The organism is Virgibacillus flavescens (genome assembly GCF_050574275.1).
Classification (GTDB): Bacteria; Bacillota; Bacilli; order Bacillales; family Amphibacillaceae; genus Virgibacillus_F; species Virgibacillus_F flavescens.
Genome location: NZ_CP192260.1, coordinates 2,202,220 through 2,222,821 on the forward strand (window position 1 = coordinate 2,202,220; position 20,602 = coordinate 2,222,821).

The following is a 20,602-nucleotide window of genomic DNA, read 5'->3' on the forward strand; positions in this document are numbered from 1 at the left end:
GAAATAGTATGACATAATGGATGTGTTGGGTGGTGGAAAAGTGGAATTATCTACTAGGCAGGAAAAAATTGTTGAAATTGTAAAAGAAAATGGGCCGATAACTGGAGAAAATATTGCACAGAAACTAAGCTTAACAAGAGCAACATTAAGACCGGATTTAGCTATATTAACAATGGCGGGATTTTTAGACGCCAGACCACGCGTAGGTTATTTTTTCACCGGAAAAACGGGGTCAGAATTGTTAACGGAGAAAGTGAAAAAGTTTAAAGTCCGCGATTTTCAATCTATACCAATTGTAGTAAATGAGAGCGCTTCTGTTTATGATGCTATATCTACTATGTTTCTAGAGGATGTTGGAACATTGTTTGTTGTAGATAAGCGTGCATGTCTGACCGGAGTACTGTCTCGAAAAGATCTGCTGCGGGCAAGCATAGGAAACCAGGATCTTACAGCAGTTCCGGTTCATATTATCATGACAAGAATGCCTAATATTACGTTTTGTAAGAAAGATGATTTATTGTTAGACGCTGCAACAAAATTAATTAATAAGCAAATAGATGGTCTACCTGTAGTGAAAGTGACAGAAGTTGGAAATGAGATTGTGGGGAGAATCACTAAAACAACCATTACAAAGGCGTTTGTCGAATTAATTACGGACGATCATTTATAAGGGAGGGGCATATATATTGGCAAAGAAACCATTAGTTTATGTGCTATCAGATTCTGTTGGGGAGACTGCAGAATTAGTTATTAAAGCAGGATTAAGTCAATTTAACGGTGGTGAATATAAAATTCACCGCATACCATATGTTGAGGATCAAGAAATTATTGATGAAACGTTACAATTAGCAAAGGAAAAGGAAGCAATAATTGGTTTTACGCTTGTGGACCCTGAATTACGGGATTACTTAAACAATCAAGCGAGTAATATGAAAGTAGAAGCAATCGATATAATGGGCCCAATGATGGCATCGATGGAAAGGGTTTTTGAAACACCACCCAGACTTGAGGCGGGTTTGGTACATCAATTGGATGAAGATTACTTCAAACGAGTTGAAGCAATTGAATTTGCTGTAAAGTATGACGATGGGCGTGATCCCAGAGGAATCTCCCGTGCAGATATAATTTTGATAGGCGTTTCCAGAACATCGAAAACACCATTATCACAATACTTAGCACACAAGAGACTAAAGGTAGCAAACGTACCTTTAGTACCTGAAGTAGAACCACCTGATGAACTCTTTGAAGTAGAACCAGAAAAGTGTATAGGGTTGAAGATTACATCAGATAAATTAAATGAGATAAGAAAAGAACGGCTTAAGGCATTGGGTCTAGGGGATAAAGCTACGTATGCTAATTTGGATCGAATCGACCAGGAACTTGCCTACTTTGAAAAAATAGTCGATAAAATAGGCTGTAAAACTATTGATGTATCTAATAAAGCAGTAGAAGAAACTGCAAATAGTATCTTACAAATGATAAAAAATTAATAAATATAATTATGAGCATTCTACAGTTATTCATGTAGAGTGCTTATGTGCTTGCAAATTGCTTAATTTCCAGAATATAAAACACTAGTAATTTAGTGGATTATCAGTTATAATTTATTTTTGTGTTAATAATTTATACAATTAACTGTTCTTATTTCCCGTTTAAATCACTCTTAGCAAAAAAGATTAATGATAAAGAAGGATTATCTGTTTTCGTGTAGAAGTATTATTACAAGTGTTTACAATCGTTTTTAATGATTAATCAACAAAAAGGGGGTTTATGTAATAACTCCATGTGCAATAATAGTAACGAGAATGGTGAGAATAAACATTTAATTGAAGTACAATATTAATTTTAACCGACATAGTTAATCCTTCTAAGGTTTAGATAACATATAGAAGGACATTTTTTTGCAGGTAAGAAAGTAAAAATAATGTGTGCAACTAAGACTTTCGCCATTAAAGCATGGCGATAAGCCAAGTTTTCTAATCGGAATTGAAAAAATTGTCGAATCTTGCAGGATTTTAACCGTTTTATATAGAATATAAAAGCATGGTGGTAAAAATGCCAAATCAAATTCCAGAAGAAACGATAGAAGAGGTACGAAAAGCAAATGACATTGTTGATGTGATAGGCGAGTACGTACAATTGAAAAAACAAGGGAAGAACTATTTCGGGTTGTGTCCATTTCATGGCGAAAAAACTCCATCTTTCTCAGTCACACAGGAAAAACAAATTTTTCATTGCTTCGGCTGTGGAAAAGGTGGAAATGTTGTGACATTTTTAATGGAACTGGAAAACTTTTCATTCTTTGAATCACTCAAACATTTAGCTGACAGAAGTGGTATCTCACTACCTGAAACTGGCCGTAGTGAAGGAAGTCAACTTTCCGAAGAGAATCAAAGCGTGTTATCCGCATATGAGTGGTTAACAAAGCTTTATCATCATTTATTGCGATTCACGAAAGATGGTAAAGAAGGATATAATTATTTCGAGAAACGTGGCATTAGTAGAGAAACTGTTGACCTTTTTCAGTTGGGCTTTGCACCAAATGACAATGATTTTACTGCCGAATTTCTGAAAAAGAAGGGGTTTCACCCACAGATTTTAGCAAAAGCAGGTTTAATGGTCCTTCAGGAAGATAATAAAATAACCGATAGGTTTCGTGGGAGAGTAATGTTCCCAATAAGGAACCACCTTGGCAAGACAATTGCATTTGGCGGACGAACTATTTCGAATGGTGAACCTAAGTATTTGAATAGTTCAGAAAGCGAATTGTTTCAAAAAGGTAAGCTGTTATATAATTTTGATCTTGCTAAGAAGCATATTCGTAAATCTAGTGAGGCGGTTTTATTTGAAGGATACATGGATGTTATATCTGCATATCAGTCAGGTGTAAAGAATGCTGTTGCTACACTCGGTACTTCTTTAACCACAAATCAGGCAAAGCTTTTAAGGCGTTATGTTGAAACAGTAATAATTTGTTACGACGGCGACGATGCAGGCGTTGAAGCTACGTTTAAAGCTTCCTCTATCCTTAAGGAAACCGGCTGTCGTGTCAAGATAGCTCGCTTAAAAGATGGTATGGATCCTGACGATTACATCAATACTTATGGTGACGAGGCATTTCATAATGAAGTGATTAAAGCAAGTGAAACGTATATTTCTTTTTATATGCGTTATATTAAAAAAAGCTATAACTTAAGCCTGGAAGATGACCGATTCAAATACATCGATGCTATACTAAAAGAATTGGCTATGATTGATAACTCCATAGAACGGGAATATTATTTAAAAGAGCTGAGTAGTGATTTTGATTTATCAATTGAGACATTAAAACAGGAAATGCAGACTTACCGTAAAGAAGTGAGTCATAAAAAGGATAACCAGAAAGAGAATAGGTATACTAAAAAAGCTAACAATAGTTACCAATCAAAAAAATTACTGCCTGCTTTTCACAACGCAGAGAAACAGTTAATTGCATATATGTTGAAAGATACTGCCATAACTGATAAAGTGCAGGAGGAAATAGGAGTAGCTTTTAACATGGATGCACACAAAATAATTGCCACTCATCTTTATGCTTTCTATGAAGAAGATCACGGTCCGGATGTTGGTTACTTTATTGAAAAGTTATCGGATCAGGATATTAAAAATCTAGTTATTGAAATTGCAATGATTCATACTGATGAAAATATTAGTGATAAAGAAATTAATGACTATATCAGAATCATTCGTGCTGAGAATAGCGATGTAGCTAGCATTAAGAAGTTAAAGCAAGAACAAAGGCTGGCAGAGCAACAGCAGGATCCAATTAGAGCAGCGCAAATAGCGATGCAAATAATTGAGATTCAAAAGCAGCTTAATAATTCTCGTTAATATAAATGGATTAAGGAAGGAGGGGGACTCATGGCCGAAAATATGCCTTCACAAACAAAGGAAAATGAAAACGAATTGACTCTCGAACAAACAAAGGATCAATTACTCGAGATGGGTAAAAAGCGTGGTACATTGGCGTATGAAGAAGTCGCTGATCGACTGTCTCACTTCGAGATTGAATCAGATCAAATGGATGAATTTTATGAGTACCTGGGTGAACAAGGTGTAGAAGTAATAGGTGAATCAGAAGATGACCCTAATATGCAACAAATTTCAAAGGAAGAAACATTTGATTTAACTGATTTAAGTGTCCCGCTTGGAATTAAAATTAATGATCCTGTTCGTATGTATTTAAAGGAAATTGGACGAGTCGATTTATTATCAGCCAAAGATGAAATTGATCTTGCTACCCGAATTGAAAAAGGTGACGAAGAAGCCAAAAGACGCCTTGCAGAAGCAAATTTACGTTTAGTAGTAAGTATTGCAAAAAGGTATGTAGGACGAGGAATGTTATTTCTTGACCTCATTCAAGAAGGGAATATGGGTCTAATTAAAGCAGTTGAAAAGTTTGATTACCGAAAAGGTTTCAAATTCAGTACGTATGCAACATGGTGGATTCGTCAGGCAATAACACGTGCAATTGCTGACCAGGCAAGAACTATCCGAATTCCTGTGCATATGGTTGAAACAATTAATAAATTAATCAGAGTGCAACGTCAGTTACTGCAGGACTTAGGACGTGAGCCCACACCTGAAGAAATTGGACAAGAGATGGAATTGACTCCGGATAAAGTTCGGGATATCTTGAAAATTGCTCAAGAACCTGTATCACTTGAAACACCTATTGGTGAAGAAGATGACTCGCATTTAGGTGATTTCATTGAGGATCAGGAAGCAGTCTCACCTTCAGATCATGCTGCATACGAATTATTAAAAGAGCAGCTTGAAGATGTACTTGATACTTTAACAGACAGAGAAGAAAACGTATTACGACTAAGATTTGGACTAGACGATGGCAGAACTCGGACACTTGAAGAAGTTGGTAAGGTGTTTGGTGTTACTAGAGAACGTATCCGTCAGATTGAGGCAAAAGCGCTTCGTAAACTCCGCCATCCAAGCCGAAGCAAACGTCTGAAAGATTTTCTGGAATAAGAATAAAGTAAGGTCAGTCAAGCAGTCATTGATACATATGGTTATCAATGGCTGACTTAACGATTACAGATTTTTTATGCACATTCAAATGTGTAAACCATGGTGACTAAACTGAGGTGATCATGTCATGACAGAGGATCGTATACGGACAATAATCAACGAGCTCCACTATTGGAAAAAGAATAAAATGCTGCCAGCAGTATATTGTGATTACCTTTTAGCACTCTATACAAATGGTGAAACTACTTCTGAGGAGATGGAACTAAAAAGCACATACAAAAGAGGGACGGTTTTCAAAATAGTTCATGTAACTTTACTGATTTTGATGTTGCCTTTAGCTCTTCTGATTATGTATACAACCTATTTTTCGACATACTTACAAGTAGGAATACTGCTATTATTCATCGTTTATTCGTTTTGGCAGAGTAGGCAACTGAAACTTGGCCAGGAATTCTTTTATTCGTTGTCGTTTACAATCTTATTGTTATTAGTATTCGTAACATCCATTTTTTTAAGCAATACATATATTTTAAGTAGTTGGATAACCCAACTTATCATTATGTTAAATTTCATAGGCTGGTTTATTCTTGGCAGAAAAATGAACATAAATTATCTAACTGTTGCTAGTATATTTGGTATACTATTAGCAGGAATCTTTTTTGTTCTGTAATTGGACACAAAATTTCACTTTAAAATAGATTACTTTTAAAGTAAACTAGTGATAGATATTTTCGTGTTTTACATTAAAGATAGTACATAAGGAGGAAACACACGATGAAGAAAAACCCAGTAATTCCATACGCACTTATAGCAGTAGCCGGAATTTTATTAGTCATTGTTTTATCATTTATAGGCATTGGCCAAGAGGAAGCTATAAAAAAAGCTGAAGAAGGTGGCGGCGAAAAGAAAGAACAAACAGAAGGTGACACAACTGATCCTGAAGCAATCTTCCAAAGTAACTGTGCTTCCTGTCATGGTGCTGACTTATCTGGTGGCGTTGGACCTGATTTAACAAAAGTTGGTTCAAAATACAGTAAAGACGAAATTAAAGATATTATATTGAATGGTAAAGGTACAGGTATGCCAGCAGGACTAGTTCCTGAACCTCAGGCCGAGGCGTTGGCTAAATGGCTGGCAGAAAAGAAATAAGCTGATAAACAAACATGAGAAAGCTTTCTGATCTATACAGAAAGCTTTCTTTTCGATTAAAAAAAGGGAGAAAACAATGAATCAACAATTAACTATTTCAAACCGTTTAAAAAAAATAACTTCTTATCTAGAACCTGGATCGTATTTTGCAGATATTGGATCTGATCATGCATATTTACCGTGTTATGTCTGCCTGCGTGATCCAATGGCCAAGGCAATAGCAGGAGAAATTGTTGAAGGACCTTTCAATAGCGCAATATCTACAGTAAAGTCATTTAAAATGGAAGCAGCAGTTGATGTAAGACTCGGGGACGGATTATCGGTTTTGGAAAATGATGAAGTAGAGCAAATAGTGATAGCTGGAATGGGCGGTAGTCTCATAAAAACAATTTTAGCTAATGGAATTGAAAAGCTGGGAACTGTAAACCGGATTATTGTGCAACCAAACGTGGATGCGAAAGCTGTTCGTAAGTGGTTCTACCTTCATAACTATGAAATAACCAATGAAGAGGTTGTCGAAGAGAATGACCATTACTATGAAATAGTGGTAGCTGACAAGAAAATAAGTACCATTGCTCTAACCGAAAAAGAATGCATGTTTGGCCCATTATTACTAAACAATAGATCGAATGCATTTTACGAAAAGTGGAAAAATGAATGTGTAAAACGGAAGATGATTATCAATCAAATAGAGCAGGCAAGTACACCTCAGGTAGAAAAGCTAGCAAGGTTTACTACCGAGTTGGCCTGGATTAAGGAGGTCATTCGAGATGGCGAAAATTCTCACCAATCATGATATTTTTAAAGCTATGGAAAAATGGGCCCCGATAGATTTGGCATACGAGTGGGATAATGTTGGGTTACAGGTAGGTTCTTACTCAAACAAGGTGAAAAAAGCAATGATCACGCTGGATGTTTTAGAATCTGTAGTAGATGAAGCAATAGAGAATGAGATTGACTTAATTATTGCCCATCACCCACCGTTGTTTAAGGCTGCGAAGAATGTCGATGTGGACTCAGTCCAGGGCAGAGTTATCCAAAAACTGATTCAAAATAATATAACAGTCTATGCTTCACACACTAATTTGGATGTCGCGAAAGGCGGCGTAAGCGATATCCTTTGTGAAGTGATGGGGATCAATGAAACGGATGTATTAATTAGCTCTGGCCATGAGACTTTGTATAAATTTGTAGTTTATACACCAACTACTCATTTAAACATAGTGAGAGAAACAATGGGTGAGAGTGGCGCTGGCCATATAGGCAATTATAGCCACTGTACGTTTCAAACGGAAGGAACTGGAACGTTTAAACCGCTTGCAGGAACCAATCCGTATATTGGTGAAAAAGGGGAAACAGAATTTGTCCCTGAGTCGAAAATTGAAACAATTGTTTCGGAAAGTAATCTCTCCCAAACGTTAGACCGCGTGAAATCAGTACATCCATATGAAGAAGTGGCGTACGATATTTTCCCGTTGAGCATTAAAGGTGAGGATACTGGTGCCGGTCGAATCGGAGTACTTTCAAAAGAAATGACATTGCAGGATTTATGTGAACATGTAAAAAAAACATTAAATGTTCCAATGGTACGTGTAACTGGAGAGTTAAAGAAGCAGGTTAAAAAAGTGGCAGTTTTAGGAGGTAGTGGATCAGACTACGTTGAAGCTGCAAGAAAAAAAGGCGCCGATGTATATATAACTGGTGATATGTCCTTTCATGAGGCTCAGGATGCATGGCAGAAGGGTCTCAGCATCATTGATCCAGGTCATCATGTGGAAAAAGTGATGAAACAAGCGACGAAGGATTATTTAGAAAATATATTTACAAAAAGCGAATTGGAAGTGAGCCTGTCCGATGCAAATACCGAACCATTTCAATTTGTATAAAAGTCAAAATTCGACTTCGCTAATGCATGGATATGAAATGTGTTCTATAATGAATAATAGGGAATTTTTTTCAGGGCTTGAAAAAGTGTGCAGGATATGCACCAAAAGGAGTATTTAATAATGGAAAATAAGAATTTTAACGATTTTAGGTTTCAACCTTTTATGGATGAAATTGTAGAGAAATTACATTTTAAGAAACCAACAGAAATACAGCAGAAAGTAATACCTGCTATTCTGAATGGTACTAGTGTGATTGGCCAGTCACATACTGGATCAGGTAAAACGCATGCATATTTATTACCTCTGTTTAACAACATTAATACTGAAAAACGAACAGTGCAGTTTGTTATTACCGCACCGACACGCGAGTTAGCGACTCAAATTAATGATGAAGTTAAGAAAATCATTAAATTTGCTGGAAAAGAAAAGCAATGGATTTCTAAGCTCTTAGTTGGAGGTACCGATAAGCAAAAAATGACTGAGAAATTAAAAACACCTCCACACATAATTGTAGGTACTCCAGGAAGGATTTTAGATCTAGTAAAGGATGATGCTGTCTCCATTTATTCAGCAAAAGCTTTTATCATTGATGAAGCAGATCTTATGCTTGATCTTGGTTTTATTAATGATGTTGACCAGTTACTCGTTAAATCGAACAGAGATGTTCAACTACTCGTATTCTCAGCTACAATCCCACAACGTTTGGAGCATTTCTTTAAAAAATATTTAGAGAACCCGCTACACGTTAAAATTGATGATGAGCTATCCCCAGAAACAATGGAGCACTGGCTTGTGGATACAAGGCACCGGGATGAAGCACAGATAATTGCGAAGATATCAAAGGTAATTAATCCTTACTTAGCCATTATTTTTACGAATGGAAAAGAAAAGGCAAACCAATTAGCAGAAGCATTACAGGATAAAGGTTTGGAAGTGGGACTCATTCATGGGGGTCTTGCACCCCGCGAGCGAAAGCGTGCATTAAAAGATATTCAAAATTTACGCTTCCAATATATTGTTGCAACAGATCTTGCTTCAAGAGGAATTGACATTAAGGGTGTCAGTCACGTAATAAATGCTCAGCTTCCTAAGGAAGAAGACTTTTATGTTCACCGAGTTGGAAGAACTGCACGAGCTGGCATGGAAGGGACTGCTATCAGTCTTTATAATGAAACGGATACTAATTTAATAAGTAAACTACAGCAAAAAGGATTAACGTTTACTTTCTTTGATATTAAAAATGGCGAATGGGCTGAGATGAAAGCTTGGAATGAGCGAACTTTACGTACAAAAACAGATGCCAATGTTGATAAAGAAGCCTGGAAACGTGTTAAAAAAGAAAAAACGGTTAAGCCAGGCTATAAAAAGAAAATGAAGAGACAACAGGAAACGATTAAAAAGCGATTAAGCAAAAATACTAAGTACAAAAAGTAAATAATAATATATGCTACGGGGTGTTTAATATGGTGAAGATAGGATCTCATGTGTCAATGAGTGGTAAAAAGATGCTGCTCGGTTCAAGTGAAGAAGCTATTTCTTACGGGTCAAATGTTTTTATGATTTATACTGGTGCTCCTCAAAACACAAGAAGAAAGCCGATTGAAGATTTAAATATTGAAGAAGGTACAGCTCATATGAAAGAAAGTGGGATTGAAGAAGTTGTAGTTCACGCACCATATATTATAAATATTGGTAATTCGGTTAAAAAAGAAACGTTCGGGCTAGGCATTGATTTTTTACGTAGTGAAATTAATCGTACAGCAGCATTAGGGGCGAAACAAATTGTATTGCATCCTGGAGCGCATGTAGGTGCAGGTGTGGATGAAGGAATTAAAAAGATAATTGAAGGTTTAAATGAAGTATTGGACAAGAATCAGCATGTTCAAATTGCGTTGGAGACTATGGCGGGAAAAGGAACAGAAATTGGTCGTACATTCGATGAACTTGCGAGAATTTTTGATGGTGTCACATTAAATGAAAAGCTTTCTGTGTGCATGGACACCTGTCATATACATGATGCGGGATATGATGTAGTAAATGACTTTGATGGAGTATTAGACCAATTCGATCGTATAATAGGACTTGATCGTCTAAAAGTGGTACATGTTAATGACAGTAAAAATGTCCGTGAGGCACATAAAGACAGACACGAGAATATTGGGTTCGGTCACATTGGTTTCGATGCACTTCATAAGGTTATTCACCATCCCCAATTAGAAAAATTACCAAAAATATTAGAAACACCATATGTTGGAGAAGATAAAAAGAACAAAAAACCTCCATATAAATTTGAAATAGATATGATTAAAAAAGGCACATTTGATCCAGAATTAAAAGATAAAATTGAAAAGCAATAAACAAAAAAGGGAGAGCGCAGTAAGCGCACTTCCTTTTTTGTTTACAAATATTTTCTTAGGGAATAGTTAAAAAAGGGACTGAATGCCATAAGATTTTACTATCTCCCCAAATAACTTTTGGGCTTTTTTAGTTGTTTGTATATCTGTTATACGTGCTAATTCTTTGAAAAAATGGATGCGGTCTGATTCGTTAAATGGATCGAACGGGTTACTTTTTATATAAGAAGTTATTTGTTTTGCCTCACTATTGGTAAGTGAGAAACCATACTGTTTACTGTAATGAAGCAGTTCTTCAGGAGAAGTATTCATTAATTTTTTAGCAATTATTTCTTTCATGATTTTAGACATAATCTAGCTCCTTTAATGAGTTGCTGATTTTATTATATGTATACAGCTGGAATTAGTTAATTAAAGCTACATAGGAGGGTTCTATTGAAAACAGGGTATAGTATCAAAAAGATGTTATTTGTATTCCTAGGGATAAGCGTGGTGTCTTTCACCATGATATTTATGCTTTTGCAGGAAAAACAAGAACTAAAAGAACGGAATAAATTTTTAGCAGCAAAAAACCAATCACTTATAGTTAAAAGTGAGTATTTAGGCGCTGATCCATTATTAAATTCAACGACACACAGTTATTCACAATGGAGTAATCAAAATAATACCGCGGCACGGTTTGTAAAAGATAGTAATGGAAAATTCAAAAAGTCCTGGGCACTATATTTAGTGAAAGAAGCAAAATTATATGATGTTAATCCTCATATCGCCTATGAGTTATTAAAGGTCGAGACAGGGGGGACGTTTGATCCAACTCTTGTAGGTCCAAAAACAAAATATGGACGTGCTTATGGGATGGCACAATTTATGAAAAATACCGCGCCATGGATAGCAGATATGGCTGGTGTTCCTTATAGTCATGAAATGTTATTTGATCCTTATTACTCCATACATCTTTCATTTGTCTATCTTGATTTTTTACATGAACAATATGGTAATTGGGATAAAGCTCTAACTGCATATAATAGAGGTATGGGAGGCTTACAAAGTTTCATCGAAGAAAATGGACATGCAGAAAGTTCATACTCCGCTGAAATCTTAACAAATGCAAATGCATATCCGGAGGTAACATTAGCTGAGTAATGATTACCAATAACTTACACCATTAATAAGCTGCAAACTCCATAAACTAAGGTACACCTCATTTAAAGAAGGCGAGGAATTAGTTTATGGATCAAATTGATCAAAAAGAAAACAGGGATCAAGGGCTTAATCAGGAAGCTGAAGATCATGAAATTAACAGGGCTAATTTATATGGAAATACGCCTGTTCCGACTGATTTAGACACAAATAGAGATGAAGAAACTGCTACAGAAATGACTGCAGACGATTATCATACACGTGTAGAAAAGAAAGAAGATAAATTTACCGGTTCACATGTCAATAGCTCAGTTGGCTGGATTGCATTGATATTGTCAGTAGCCTCTTTCTTTTTCATGCCAATTATCCTTGGCGGTGCTGGTATAATTGCAGGTTTTGTTGCTAAGAGCAAGGATGCTGATACACTAGGTACCACTGCAATCATTGCTGGTGCTGCTTCCATCATTATCACATTGTTTGTACTTCCGTATTTATAGAAAACAGGAGGATGATAATCGCTCATCCTCCTGTTTTTATTGATATAAAGGAAAATAATAGTACTTATATGCTTCCAACTGATAGGGATGTGCATGTGGATTTAATTTCTTGAAATCTTCAATAACCCGTTCGATATCAATTGATTTAAAGGAATTATATTTTTCTGTTACGGACAGTACATTGTCTCCCGGTAAAATTTGAATTCGGATAATTTTCTTTTCAGAAGAGTGTGTAATCTCCTCATTCATTGGTTTGCTTTGTGAAACAGAGCCAGTCATTAGATCGTTATATACACTTGCACATACTAACAATAGGATGATATAAAGGATTGATTTTTTAAAAAAATTCATGATACTTACTCCTTTTTTGAAACAAATTGATTCATTACCCCGTATAATAAGTAATAGGAGGGATGTAAAATGGAGATTTTTTCATCTCAGTGGATAGGATTGGTAATTACCGGTCTTGGGACCTTATTCTTACTAGGTGAAGTGTGGGTCAATATGCGAGGTGTATTCGGACTTCTTGGTATTGGATTTATTACTGTCTATTTTTCGGTATACTTAGAAACAGGATCATTTATTATTATGCTTATTATTTATTTTGCGGGTTTATTACTTATTATTCTGGACGGAAAACTTATTAACGATGGTACGCTTGCAACAATTGGTTTAGGATGTATGCTTGCTTCAGTGGCAATTAGTGCTCCGACACTGGCTGCTGGATTATATGCTGTTATCGGAGTATTAGTTGGTGGTTTTTCTTCCCTATTGTTCCTAAAAGTGTTTAAGCATCGTGATTTATGGACGAAAATCACTTTAAAGGATCGATTAACAAATGAAGCGGGCTATAATTCCTTGAATACAGAATACGGTGAGTTGCTGCATCAAAAAGGTATCGCATTGAATAATCTTCGACCAGTAGGGACTATACGAATAAACAATAAAGACTATAGTGCTGTAACAAATGGTCAGTGGATTATAAAGGATACACCGATCGAAGTTGTAATGGTAGATGGAACGAAAATACTTGTTGAAGCGATTCTAACGGAGTAAAACTCATGTGTGTAGCATGGGTTTTTTTTTATGGAAATAGTTCGCTGTAAAAATCCTTTTGTAAATTTAATGTAAATTTTTCAGTTGATACTTTACAAAGTCAACGATTTCATTTAATAATTAATATGAAACGACAAAAATCAACAAAGGTAGAAGGGATGGAATAACAATTGGATATTGATATTCAAAAGCTGATTTTTGAATTTATAGGTGGTCTAGGTATCTTCCTTCTTGGAATTAAATTTATGGGAGAGGGCCTGCAGAAAACAGCTGGAGATCGATTAAGAGACATCTTAGATAAATTTACAAGTAATCCATTCCTTGGTGTTTTAGCTGGAATGATTGTAACCATCTTAATTCAAAGCAGTTCAGGAACTACTGTTTTAACTGTAGGACTTGTTAATGCAGGTTTTATGACGCTTAGACAAGCAATTGGTGTTATTATGGGTGCTAATATTGGTACCACAGTAACGGCGTTTATTATTGGTGTTGATTTAGGGGAATATGCATTACCAATTATAGCAGTTGGTTGTTTCTTACTATTCTTCTTTAATAACCAAAAAGTAAGTAATATTGGACAAACTATTTTTGGATTTGGTGCGTTATTCTTTGGACTGGAATTAATGAGTAGCGGTATGTCTCCGCTTCGGTCGTTAGAAGCATTTCAAGAATTAACTACAAATATGAGCTCAAATCCAGTTTTAGGTGTTGTAATTGGTACATTATTTACTGTTGTCGTACAGAGTTCAAGTGCAACGATCGGTATACTCCAAGGTTTATTTGCTGAAGGGGCAATAGACTTAAGAGCAGCGATTCCGGTTTTATTTGGTGATAACATAGGAACAACTATTACAGCAGTATTAGCTTCACTTGGAGCAAGTGTTGCAGCAAAAAGAGCAGCCTATGTGCATGTGTTCTTTAACCTTATTGGAGCAAGTATATTCCTGCTTTTATTAGGATTCTTTACAAAATACGTCACCCTTTTACAAGGGCAATTTAATTTAAATCCTGAGATGACCTTGGCATTTGCTCATGGTAGTTTTAACATTGCAAATACCGTTATCCAATTTCCGTTTATCGGTGCATTAGCCTGGTTAGTTACAAAAATTATACCTGGTGAAGATATCACTATCCAATATAAACCAAAGCATTTGGACCCTAACATTCTTCAGCAGTCACCTAGTTTGGCGCTGGATCAGGCTAAAGCTGAAGTTGTGCGTATGGGCGAGTATGCATCTCAAGGACTTGAGGAGACAAATCAATATTTAGTTACGCAACAACAGAAACATTCCGAAACTGCAATGCAAATTGAAGGTGCACTAAACAATCTAGATCGAAAAATCACAGATTATTTAATTGAAATTTCTGCTGGTTCTTTATCAGAAACAGACAGTCATAAGCATACTGCATTAATGGATTCTGTTCGTGATATTGAACGAATTGGTGATCATTTCGAGAACATTGTAGAGCTTATTGATTACAAAATTTCAAATAAAGTTGATCTTACACAGCAGGCGCAAGAGGATTTAAACAATATGTTTGACTTAACAATCCTGACTGTAAGACAAGCAGTTAAAGCTTTAGATAAAATGGATCGTGAAGATGCTCTTGCCGTTGTACAAAAAGAAGACGAAATAGACAAGATGGAACGTAATTATCGTAAAAAGCATATAATCCGTGTGAATGAGGGCAACTGCAGTGGTTCTGCAGGTATCGTATTTGTCGATATGATTAGTAACCTTGAGCGGATTGGAGATCATTCCGTAAATATAGCTGAAGCTGTATTAGGAGAATAAAATTCAGAAGATTAGCCTCTTTCATTGGAGGCTAATCTTTTTTTTATGGAAAATATGAATTTTAAATTGAAAAGTAGAATAGAAAGTGCTATAGTTAATGATGTTGCGAAAAACGATTAGGGAATAATGAAATTTAAACTTTCTTTATAAAACATATTGACAGATTTTCCCGAACATGATAAATTATATCTCGTCGCTAATTAATTCATTACATAATTACTCAAGCGATAATGTACCACTTTGATTCACTAAATTAGAATATTCCACAGTAGCTTGACCGAATGCATTTGTATTTTATGAGGTCATGCGAGGAACGGTTTGTGTGACAAGCAGGCCCAAGAAAGATTATACTACTATGTTTCACTTATTTAGATTATTCCACAGTAGCTCAGAGGTAGAGCAATCGGCTGTTAACCGATCGGTCGTAGGTTCGACTCCTACCTGTGGAGCCATATGGCGGTGTAGCTCAGCTGGCGAGAGCGTACGGTTCATACCCGTGAGGTCGGGGGTTCGATCCCCTCCGCCGCTACCAATTTTATATTTGATTTTATCCTTCATTTATGGCGATCGTGGCGAAGTGGTTAACGCACCGGATTGTGGTTCCGGCATGCGTGGGTTCGAGCCCCACCGGTCGCCCCTTAAATTAAAGGACCCTTAGCTCAGCTGGTTAGAGCTATCGGCTCATAACCGATCGGTCGCAGGTTCGAGTCCTGCAGGGTCCACCATTAATATGCTCGGAGGAATACCCAAGTTTGGCTGAAGGGATCGGTCTTGAAAACCGACAGGGGTGTCAAAGCCCGCGGGGGTTCGAATCCCTCTTCCTCCTCCATATACATATTAGGCTCAGTAGCTCAGTCGGTAGAGCAAAGGACTGAAAATCCTTGTGTCGGCGGTTCGATTCCGTCCTGAGCCATCTCTTACTACAAAAATCATCAATTATTAATTGGTGATTTTTTATTTACTTCAAACAGCACCTGTAAACTGCAATTGATGCGCCGGCTAGTATATTAGCTGACTTGGATTGTATTTCGGCCGAAGCCGCTAATATTGAGCAGAATATGGCATGTATTCCTGTGCATATTTCCACCTGTTCTTTTATCCCACTAGAAACGAAGTATATTAACACACGGCTTGGATTATTATTTATTATGTTTAAAATGCATCGATACGTGAAATAGGATAGTAGAGGTTATGAACTGTCATTTGTAAAAATATGCATATAAGTTGCATGTAATTAAAAGCTCTGATAATCTTGCTTAAAAGGTTGAATTACAACCCTTTTATTTCCATAATATTTGAAGGAGGACGTTACAATGGCTAAATTTGAATTACCAGAACTACCTTATGCTTACGATGCTTTAGAACCAACAATTGATAAGGAAACAATGAACATTCATCATACAAAGCATCATAATGCTTATGTAACTAAAGTAAATGACGCAATTGAAGGTCACTCAGATCTTCAAAACAAATCAATTGAAGAGTTAGTTTCAAATATGGATGCAGTTCCAGAAAACATCCGCACGGCTGTTCGGAATAATGGTGGCGGTCATGCTAACCACAGCTTATTCTGGAAAGTTTTATCACCAAACGGTGGCGGCGAACCATCAGGTGAATTAGCAGATAAAATCAATGATAAATTTGGCGGCTTTGACAAGTTTAAAGAGGAATTTGAAAATGCGGCTAAAACACGTTTTGGATCTGGTTGGGCTTGGCTGGTAGTCAACAATGGCGAACTTGAAGTAACAAGCACACCAAACCAGGACACTCCATTAATGGATGGTAAAACTCCAGTGTTAGGACTTGATGTCTGGGAACATGCTTACTATCTTAAATATCAAAACAAACGTCCTGACTATGTTTCAGCTTTTTGGAACGTTGTTAACTGGGATGAAGTTACAAAAAATTATAATGAAGCTAAGTAATAAGAGACGCAGGGTTTTATACCCTGCGTTTTTATTTATACAATAGATCAAAAACCAAGTTTAACTAGCGGTATAATAAGACATGATAAATAATCGAATTCTTGTTCTGTAGAGAATCTGTTTGTATATCTCTTAGTGAATTGCTCAAACTATGAAAGACGTAGGAGGGGCAAATTACTATGGAAACATACAAAGTGCGTATTACAAATTACATTAATGAAAACAAAGATTTAACATTTTTATTAATAATTGGTGGCCTTTATTCATTAGGATTATTTCTTTCAAATACATTTGTGAATATTTATTTATGGAGACAATCTGGCGAATATGTGACAATTGCGCTCTATAATTTGGGTATATATATATTTCAGCCGATAACTTTTATTATTGCTGGCAAGATGGCAAAGAAAGTTGATCGTATTGTTGTATTACGTCTAGGGGTAATTTTTTTATCTCTATTTTTTTTGAGCGTTTTATTTATTGGAGACGCTGCAGCGGAATTTCACATATACTTGGGCAGTTTGTTAGGAATTGGGTTCGGTTTTTACTGGCTGGCTTTTAACTTATTAACATTTGAGATTACGGAACCAGATACACGTGATGTATTTAATGGTTTTCTCGGAGTTCTTCAATCGTTTGGTGGAATGATTGGTCCGTTGGTTGCTGGTATAATTATTTCGCGGATGGAAGAAAATTTCGGTTATAAAACAATTTTCACGATTTCCTTTTTCATGTTTATCGGTGCGGTAATCTGCAGCTTTTTCCTTAGTAAACGTGAAGCGGAAGGTGCATATCATTTTAAACGGATATTGCTTGAACGGAAACACAACCTTAATTGGAGAAAAATATTAAATGCTCATGTTTTTCAGGGCTTTCGAGAAGGGATCTTTTTATTTGTTATTACCATTTGGGTGTATATAGCTACAGGAAGCGAGCTTGCACTTGGAATGTTTAATTTGTTTTTATCCGGACTTTCCTTTATCTTTTACTTTGTGGCAACTAAATTTATTAAACCATCTTTGAGAAAGAAATCCATATTGATTGGTGCCATTATCCTTTATGCAGCAGTGTACATTCTTATTTTTAATGTGAGTTATTTTGCTTTAATTACATATGCTGTTTTAATCGGTATTGCATATCCGATAATAAATGTACCATATGCTTCGCTGACGTATGATGTAATTGGCAAAGCCTGGAGAGCAAGAGATCTGCGTATAGAATATATCGTAGTACGTGAGCTCTATGTGAACATCGGGAGAGTTGTCTCTATACTTTTTTTTCTGCTGTCCGTCATGCTCTTTAAAGCTGAAGAGATTATACCAATTTTACTAATTACATTTGGCGCAGGACATATTTTTATCTATTTTTTCATAAAAGATATTCATTTACTTGCAGATGACAATAAAGAAGTCATAAAAAAAGAGGAGATAACCGATGAAAAAAATAGATAAAATGGTTAGAAAACGAATTATTAAATGGTATAATAAAGAAAGAGTAATTTAGGGACTGTTAAGGTAAAAGGGGGAGAAACATGGTTAAAAAAAAGAAAAATAGACGCGCGCAACTTCCCTTTCGTTTAAACATATTATTTTTTGTGGTGTTTTTATTGTTTTCCGCATTAATATTACAACTAGGGGTAGTCCAGATATTAAATGGTGAAGAATATCAGAAAGAAGTAGAACGCACAAAAGAGGACACTTCAAGTATTTCAGTACCACGAGGTAGAATTTTAGATCGTAATCACAATGTAGTCGCAGGCAATAAACCGCTATACGCTATTACATATACTCCAGCTAAAGGTACCACTGCTGAAGACCGTTTAAAAGTTGCGAGGAAATTGGCACCTTTTATAGATATGATTCCAGATAAAGATGAACTTACATTAAGAAACAAAAAAGAGTACTGGTATCTATTGAATGTAGATGAAGCAAAGAGTCGCCTATCTGCCAAAGATATTGAAGAAATGACTACAAGTGAAGAGTATCAGGCTATTCTCGATAGAATTACCGAAGAAGAGGTAGCTGATTTAACCACTGAGCAAAAAGAGATAATAAATATAAAGTCAGAGTTGGATCAAGCCTCTTCGCTTACACCTCACATCGTTAAAAATGAAGATGTGAAGCCGAAAGAATATGCACAAATTGCTGAACATCTAAGTGAGTTATCAGGAATTAATGCAACGACTGACTGGGAACGTACCCACCCATATGAAGAAACATTACGGAACATCTTTGGTTCTATAACTACCAGGGATCAGGGAATTCCGAAAGACCAGGAAGACTATTACATTACTAGAGGATACAGTCGTAACGATCGGGTAGGTATAAGTGGATTAGAAGCAGAATATGAAAGTGTACTGAGAGGCAGAAAAGAACAAATCCTATATACTACTAATAAAAATAATGTGATAGTGGATTCTGAAGTAGTGGTGGAAGGTAAGAGTGGTAAAGACCTTGTGCTGACGATTGATATGGAATTCCAAAAGAAAGTTGATAACATACTTCAGGAAGAGCTGAAAAAAGCGTTAACTACCGAAGACGCATATGGAAATCGGTTCATGAGGGAGGCATATGCGGTAGTTATGAATCCGAATACTGGAGAACTATTGGCACTTTCTGGTCAACATTATGATAAGAGTGAAAATAAATTTAAAAATGTCGCGTACAAAACGATACAATCTGCTTTTGCAGCAGGTTCTACAGTAAAAGGTGCAACAGTACTATCAGGAATTGAATCAGGTGTAATTGAACCAGGTCAAGTCTTTTATGACAAACCAATTAAAATAAAGGATACACCTGAGAAAAGTTCGTATTCAAATTATAGTTTAGGACCGGTTAATGACATAACAGCAATTCAAAAATCTTCAAACGTTTATATGTTTCATATCGCGATGCGTATGGCTGGAGATTTTAATTACGTACGGAATGAAAAGCTAAATACTACTACTGTAAAAACAAATCAGGCTTACTTGAACTTCAGAAATTACTTTAGTCAGTTTGGCCTTGGTGTTTCTACTGGCATCGATTACCCGTCCGAGTCAATAGGTTACGAAGGGGTAAACAATGCGGGTAAGTTATTAGACTTTGCTATTGGGCAATATGATACTTATACAACTATGCAATTAGCTCAATACGTATCCACGGTAGCAAATGATGGTTACCGCATTCGCCCAAGATTTTTGCAATCGATTCATCAGCCCTCACGTTTTGACGATCAGTTAGGTCCTGTATATGAAAGTAAAAATACAGATGTATTAAATAAAATAACAATGGATCAAAAATATCTTGATCGAGTTCAACAGGGTTTTTGGAGAGTGTTCCAGGAGCGCGAAGGTACAGCATATAGCTATTTCGCTGATAAAGACTATACATCAGCTGGTAAAACTGGTACTGCTGAGGCAACTTTTGAGGATGATAATGGTATTGCACATGAAACTTTCAATTTAAACCTTATTGGATATGCACCGTATGAAGATCCAGAGGTTGCTTTTGCTGTTATAGTTCCTGATACAGGTGGAGAATACCACGTCAACGATGTTATCGGCGAACGTATATTGGATGCGTATTTTAATTTAAAAGAGAAGAATGATGAAGATGAAAGTGAATAAAAAAAGCCTGAATCGCTAAGTAAACTAGCGATTCAGGCTTTTTTTGGCTGGTAGAAAAGTATAAATTCTTTCTTCCTGCATAAGTGCAACTAAGGCATGGCGGATTAGCCAAGTTTTCTAACACGTGAAGAATGTATAACGGTTTAAAGCAAATATCAGTGTTCGCTATT

At 36.2% G+C, this 20,602-nt stretch carries 19 protein-coding genes and 6 tRNA genes; 23 read left to right on the forward strand and 2 right to left on the reverse strand.

Annotated elements, in window-relative coordinates; genetic code table 11:
- Positions 1–40: 40 nt before the first annotated feature.
- The 10 genes from VBD025_RS10520 to VBD025_RS10565 all read left to right on the forward strand — a co-directional run bounded on the left by VBD025_RS10520 (position 41) and on the right by VBD025_RS10565 (position 10,414).
- Positions 41–670 (forward strand): helix-turn-helix transcriptional regulator, encoded by a 630-nt coding sequence (locus VBD025_RS10520; protein ID WP_430785208.1) that lies wholly within the window; start codon positions 41–43, stop codon positions 668–670.
- Positions 671–686: 16 nt separating this feature from the next.
- Positions 687–1,490: a pyruvate, water dikinase regulatory protein gene (locus VBD025_RS10525; RefSeq protein ID WP_430785210.1), complete on the forward strand. Its 804-nt coding sequence runs from the start codon at positions 687–689 to the stop codon at positions 1,488–1,490.
- A 565-nt stretch (positions 1,491–2,055) separates the two neighbouring features.
- Positions 2,056–3,870 carry a DNA primase gene (dnaG, locus tag VBD025_RS10530; protein ID WP_430785212.1) on the forward strand — a complete coding sequence of 605 codons (1,815 nt, stop codon included), beginning with the start codon at positions 2,056–2,058 and terminating at the stop codon, positions 3,868–3,870.
- A gap of 30 nt (positions 3,871–3,900) precedes the next feature.
- Positions 3,901–5,022 carry an RNA polymerase sigma factor RpoD gene (gene rpoD, locus VBD025_RS10535; RefSeq protein ID WP_430785214.1) on the forward strand — a complete coding sequence of 374 codons (1,122 nt, stop codon included), beginning with the start codon at positions 3,901–3,903 and terminating at the stop codon, positions 5,020–5,022.
- Between the two features lie 127 nt (positions 5,023–5,149).
- On the forward strand, positions 5,150–5,692 hold the full coding sequence (locus VBD025_RS10540) for a hypothetical protein (RefSeq protein ID WP_430785216.1): 543 nt from the start codon (positions 5,150–5,152) through the stop codon (positions 5,690–5,692).
- A gap of 104 nt (positions 5,693–5,796) precedes the next feature.
- The gene (cccA, locus tag VBD025_RS10545) at positions 5,797–6,171 is read left to right on the forward strand and encodes a cytochrome c550 (RefSeq protein ID WP_430785218.1); all 375 of its coding nucleotides are present in this window, start codon (positions 5,797–5,799) and stop codon (positions 6,169–6,171) included.
- A 76-nt stretch (positions 6,172–6,247) separates the two neighbouring features.
- Positions 6,248–6,967: a tRNA (adenine(22)-N(1))-methyltransferase gene (locus tag VBD025_RS10550; RefSeq protein ID WP_430785220.1), complete on the forward strand. Its 720-nt coding sequence runs from the start codon at positions 6,248–6,250 to the stop codon at positions 6,965–6,967.
- The gene (locus VBD025_RS10555) at positions 6,942–8,057 is read left to right on the forward strand and encodes a Nif3-like dinuclear metal center hexameric protein (RefSeq protein ID WP_430785222.1); all 1,116 of its coding nucleotides are present in this window, start codon (positions 6,942–6,944) and stop codon (positions 8,055–8,057) included. The genes VBD025_RS10550 and VBD025_RS10555 overlap by 26 nt, the downstream gene beginning before the upstream one ends.
- Positions 8,058–8,177: 120 nt before the next feature.
- Entirely contained in the window at positions 8,178–9,491 is a 1,314-nt protein-coding gene (locus VBD025_RS10560) for a DEAD/DEAH box helicase (RefSeq protein ID WP_430785224.1), read from the forward strand.
- A 29-nt stretch (positions 9,492–9,520) separates the two neighbouring features.
- The gene (locus VBD025_RS10565; RefSeq protein ID WP_430785226.1) at positions 9,521–10,414 is read left to right on the forward strand and encodes a deoxyribonuclease IV; all 894 of its coding nucleotides are present in this window, start codon (positions 9,521–9,523) and stop codon (positions 10,412–10,414) included.
- 66 nt (positions 10,415–10,480) lie between these two features.
- Here VBD025_RS10565 and VBD025_RS10570 read toward each other — a convergent pair whose 3' ends face one another.
- On the reverse strand, positions 10,481–10,762 hold the full coding sequence (locus tag VBD025_RS10570; RefSeq protein WP_430785228.1) for a DUF2624 domain-containing protein: 282 nt from the start codon (positions 10,760–10,762) through the stop codon (positions 10,481–10,483).
- Positions 10,763–10,846: 84 nt separating this feature from the next.
- Between VBD025_RS10570 and VBD025_RS10575 the strand changes: the two genes are divergently transcribed.
- Together VBD025_RS10575 and VBD025_RS10580 are read left to right on the forward strand one after the other, a co-directional pair.
- On the forward strand, positions 10,847–11,554 hold the full coding sequence (locus VBD025_RS10575; protein WP_430785230.1) for a lytic transglycosylase domain-containing protein: 708 nt from the start codon (positions 10,847–10,849) through the stop codon (positions 11,552–11,554).
- An 86-nt stretch (positions 11,555–11,640) separates the two neighbouring features.
- Entirely contained in the window at positions 11,641–12,048 is a 408-nt protein-coding gene (locus VBD025_RS10580; protein ID WP_430785232.1) for a hypothetical protein, read from the forward strand.
- A 36-nt stretch (positions 12,049–12,084) separates the two neighbouring features.
- Here VBD025_RS10580 and VBD025_RS10585 read toward each other — a convergent pair whose 3' ends face one another.
- Positions 12,085–12,399, reverse strand: coding sequence for a hypothetical protein (locus VBD025_RS10585; protein WP_430785234.1), 315 nt, complete (start codon positions 12,397–12,399; stop codon positions 12,085–12,087).
- A gap of 69 nt (positions 12,400–12,468) precedes the next feature.
- Between VBD025_RS10585 and VBD025_RS10590 the strand changes: the two genes are divergently transcribed.
- The 11 genes from VBD025_RS10590 (at position 12,469) to VBD025_RS10640 (ending at position 20,432) form a co-directional block, all read left to right on the forward strand.
- Complete coding sequence (locus tag VBD025_RS10590; protein ID WP_430785236.1) at positions 12,469–13,104, forward strand: NfeD family protein; 636 nt, start codon at positions 12,469–12,471, stop codon at positions 13,102–13,104.
- A gap of 170 nt (positions 13,105–13,274) precedes the next feature.
- Positions 13,275–14,900, forward strand: a complete 1,626-nt coding sequence (locus tag VBD025_RS10595; protein ID WP_430785238.1) for a Na/Pi cotransporter family protein — start codon at positions 13,275–13,277, stop codon at positions 14,898–14,900.
- A gap of 377 nt (positions 14,901–15,277) precedes the next feature.
- A tRNA-Asn gene (locus VBD025_RS10600) sits at positions 15,278–15,352 on the forward strand.
- A gap of 3 nt (positions 15,353–15,355) precedes the next feature.
- Positions 15,356–15,432, forward strand: a tRNA-Met gene (locus tag VBD025_RS10605).
- Positions 15,433–15,463: 31 nt separating this feature from the next.
- A tRNA-His gene (locus VBD025_RS10610) sits at positions 15,464–15,536 on the forward strand.
- 12 nt (positions 15,537–15,548) lie between these two features.
- A tRNA-Ile gene (locus VBD025_RS10615) sits at positions 15,549–15,625 on the forward strand.
- Between the two features lie 11 nt (positions 15,626–15,636).
- Positions 15,637–15,729: transfer RNA gene (locus VBD025_RS10620), tRNA-Ser, on the forward strand.
- An 11-nt stretch (positions 15,730–15,740) separates the two neighbouring features.
- Positions 15,741–15,813 (forward strand) — tRNA-Phe (locus tag VBD025_RS10625).
- A 400-nt stretch (positions 15,814–16,213) separates the two neighbouring features.
- Positions 16,214–16,825, forward strand: a complete 612-nt coding sequence (locus tag VBD025_RS10630; RefSeq protein ID WP_430785240.1) for a superoxide dismutase — start codon at positions 16,214–16,216, stop codon at positions 16,823–16,825.
- Positions 16,826–17,004: 179 nt separating this feature from the next.
- The gene (locus VBD025_RS10635; protein ID WP_430785242.1) at positions 17,005–18,276 is read left to right on the forward strand and encodes an MFS transporter; all 1,272 of its coding nucleotides are present in this window, start codon (positions 17,005–17,007) and stop codon (positions 18,274–18,276) included.
- Positions 18,277–18,356: 80 nt separating this feature from the next.
- Complete coding sequence (locus tag VBD025_RS10640; protein ID WP_430785244.1) at positions 18,357–20,432, forward strand: penicillin-binding transpeptidase domain-containing protein; 2,076 nt, start codon at positions 18,357–18,359, stop codon at positions 20,430–20,432.
- Positions 20,433–20,602: the final 170 nt, after the last annotated feature.

What these genes read in the sequence shown, in the direction of transcription:
- dnaG (WP_430785212.1), top strand. Translation starts at nt 2,056, where the DNA reads ATGCCAAATCAAATTCCAGAAGAAACGATAGAAGAGGTACGAAAAGCA.
- rpoD (WP_430785214.1), top strand. Translation starts at nt 3,901, where the DNA reads ATGGCCGAAAATATGCCTTCACAAACAAAGGAAAATGAAAACGAATTG.
- VBD025_RS10540 (WP_430785216.1), top strand. Translation starts at nt 5,150, where the DNA reads ATGACAGAGGATCGTATACGGACAATAATCAACGAGCTCCACTATTGG.
- cccA (WP_430785218.1), top strand. Translation starts at nt 5,797, where the DNA reads ATGAAGAAAAACCCAGTAATTCCATACGCACTTATAGCAGTAGCCGGA.
- VBD025_RS10550 (WP_430785220.1), top strand. Translation starts at nt 6,248, where the DNA reads ATGAATCAACAATTAACTATTTCAAACCGTTTAAAAAAAATAACTTCT.
- VBD025_RS10555 (WP_430785222.1), top strand. Translation starts at nt 6,942, where the DNA reads ATGGCGAAAATTCTCACCAATCATGATATTTTTAAAGCTATGGAAAAA.
- VBD025_RS10560 (WP_430785224.1), top strand. Translation starts at nt 8,178, where the DNA reads ATGGAAAATAAGAATTTTAACGATTTTAGGTTTCAACCTTTTATGGAT.
- VBD025_RS10565 (WP_430785226.1), top strand. Translation starts at nt 9,521, where the DNA reads ATGGTGAAGATAGGATCTCATGTGTCAATGAGTGGTAAAAAGATGCTG.
- VBD025_RS10570 (WP_430785228.1), bottom strand. Translation starts at nt 10,762, where the DNA reads ATGTCTAAAATCATGAAAGAAATAATTGCTAAAAAATTAATGAATACT.
- VBD025_RS10580 (WP_430785232.1), top strand. Translation starts at nt 11,641, where the DNA reads ATGGATCAAATTGATCAAAAAGAAAACAGGGATCAAGGGCTTAATCAG.
- VBD025_RS10585 (WP_430785234.1), bottom strand. Translation starts at nt 12,399, where the DNA reads ATGAATTTTTTTAAAAAATCAATCCTTTATATCATCCTATTGTTAGTA.
- VBD025_RS10590 (WP_430785236.1), top strand. Translation starts at nt 12,469, where the DNA reads ATGGAGATTTTTTCATCTCAGTGGATAGGATTGGTAATTACCGGTCTT.
- VBD025_RS10630 (WP_430785240.1), top strand. Translation starts at nt 16,214, where the DNA reads ATGGCTAAATTTGAATTACCAGAACTACCTTATGCTTACGATGCTTTA.
- VBD025_RS10635 (WP_430785242.1), top strand. Translation starts at nt 17,005, where the DNA reads ATGGAAACATACAAAGTGCGTATTACAAATTACATTAATGAAAACAAA.
- VBD025_RS10640 (WP_430785244.1), top strand. Translation starts at nt 18,357, where the DNA reads ATGGTTAAAAAAAAGAAAAATAGACGCGCGCAACTTCCCTTTCGTTTA.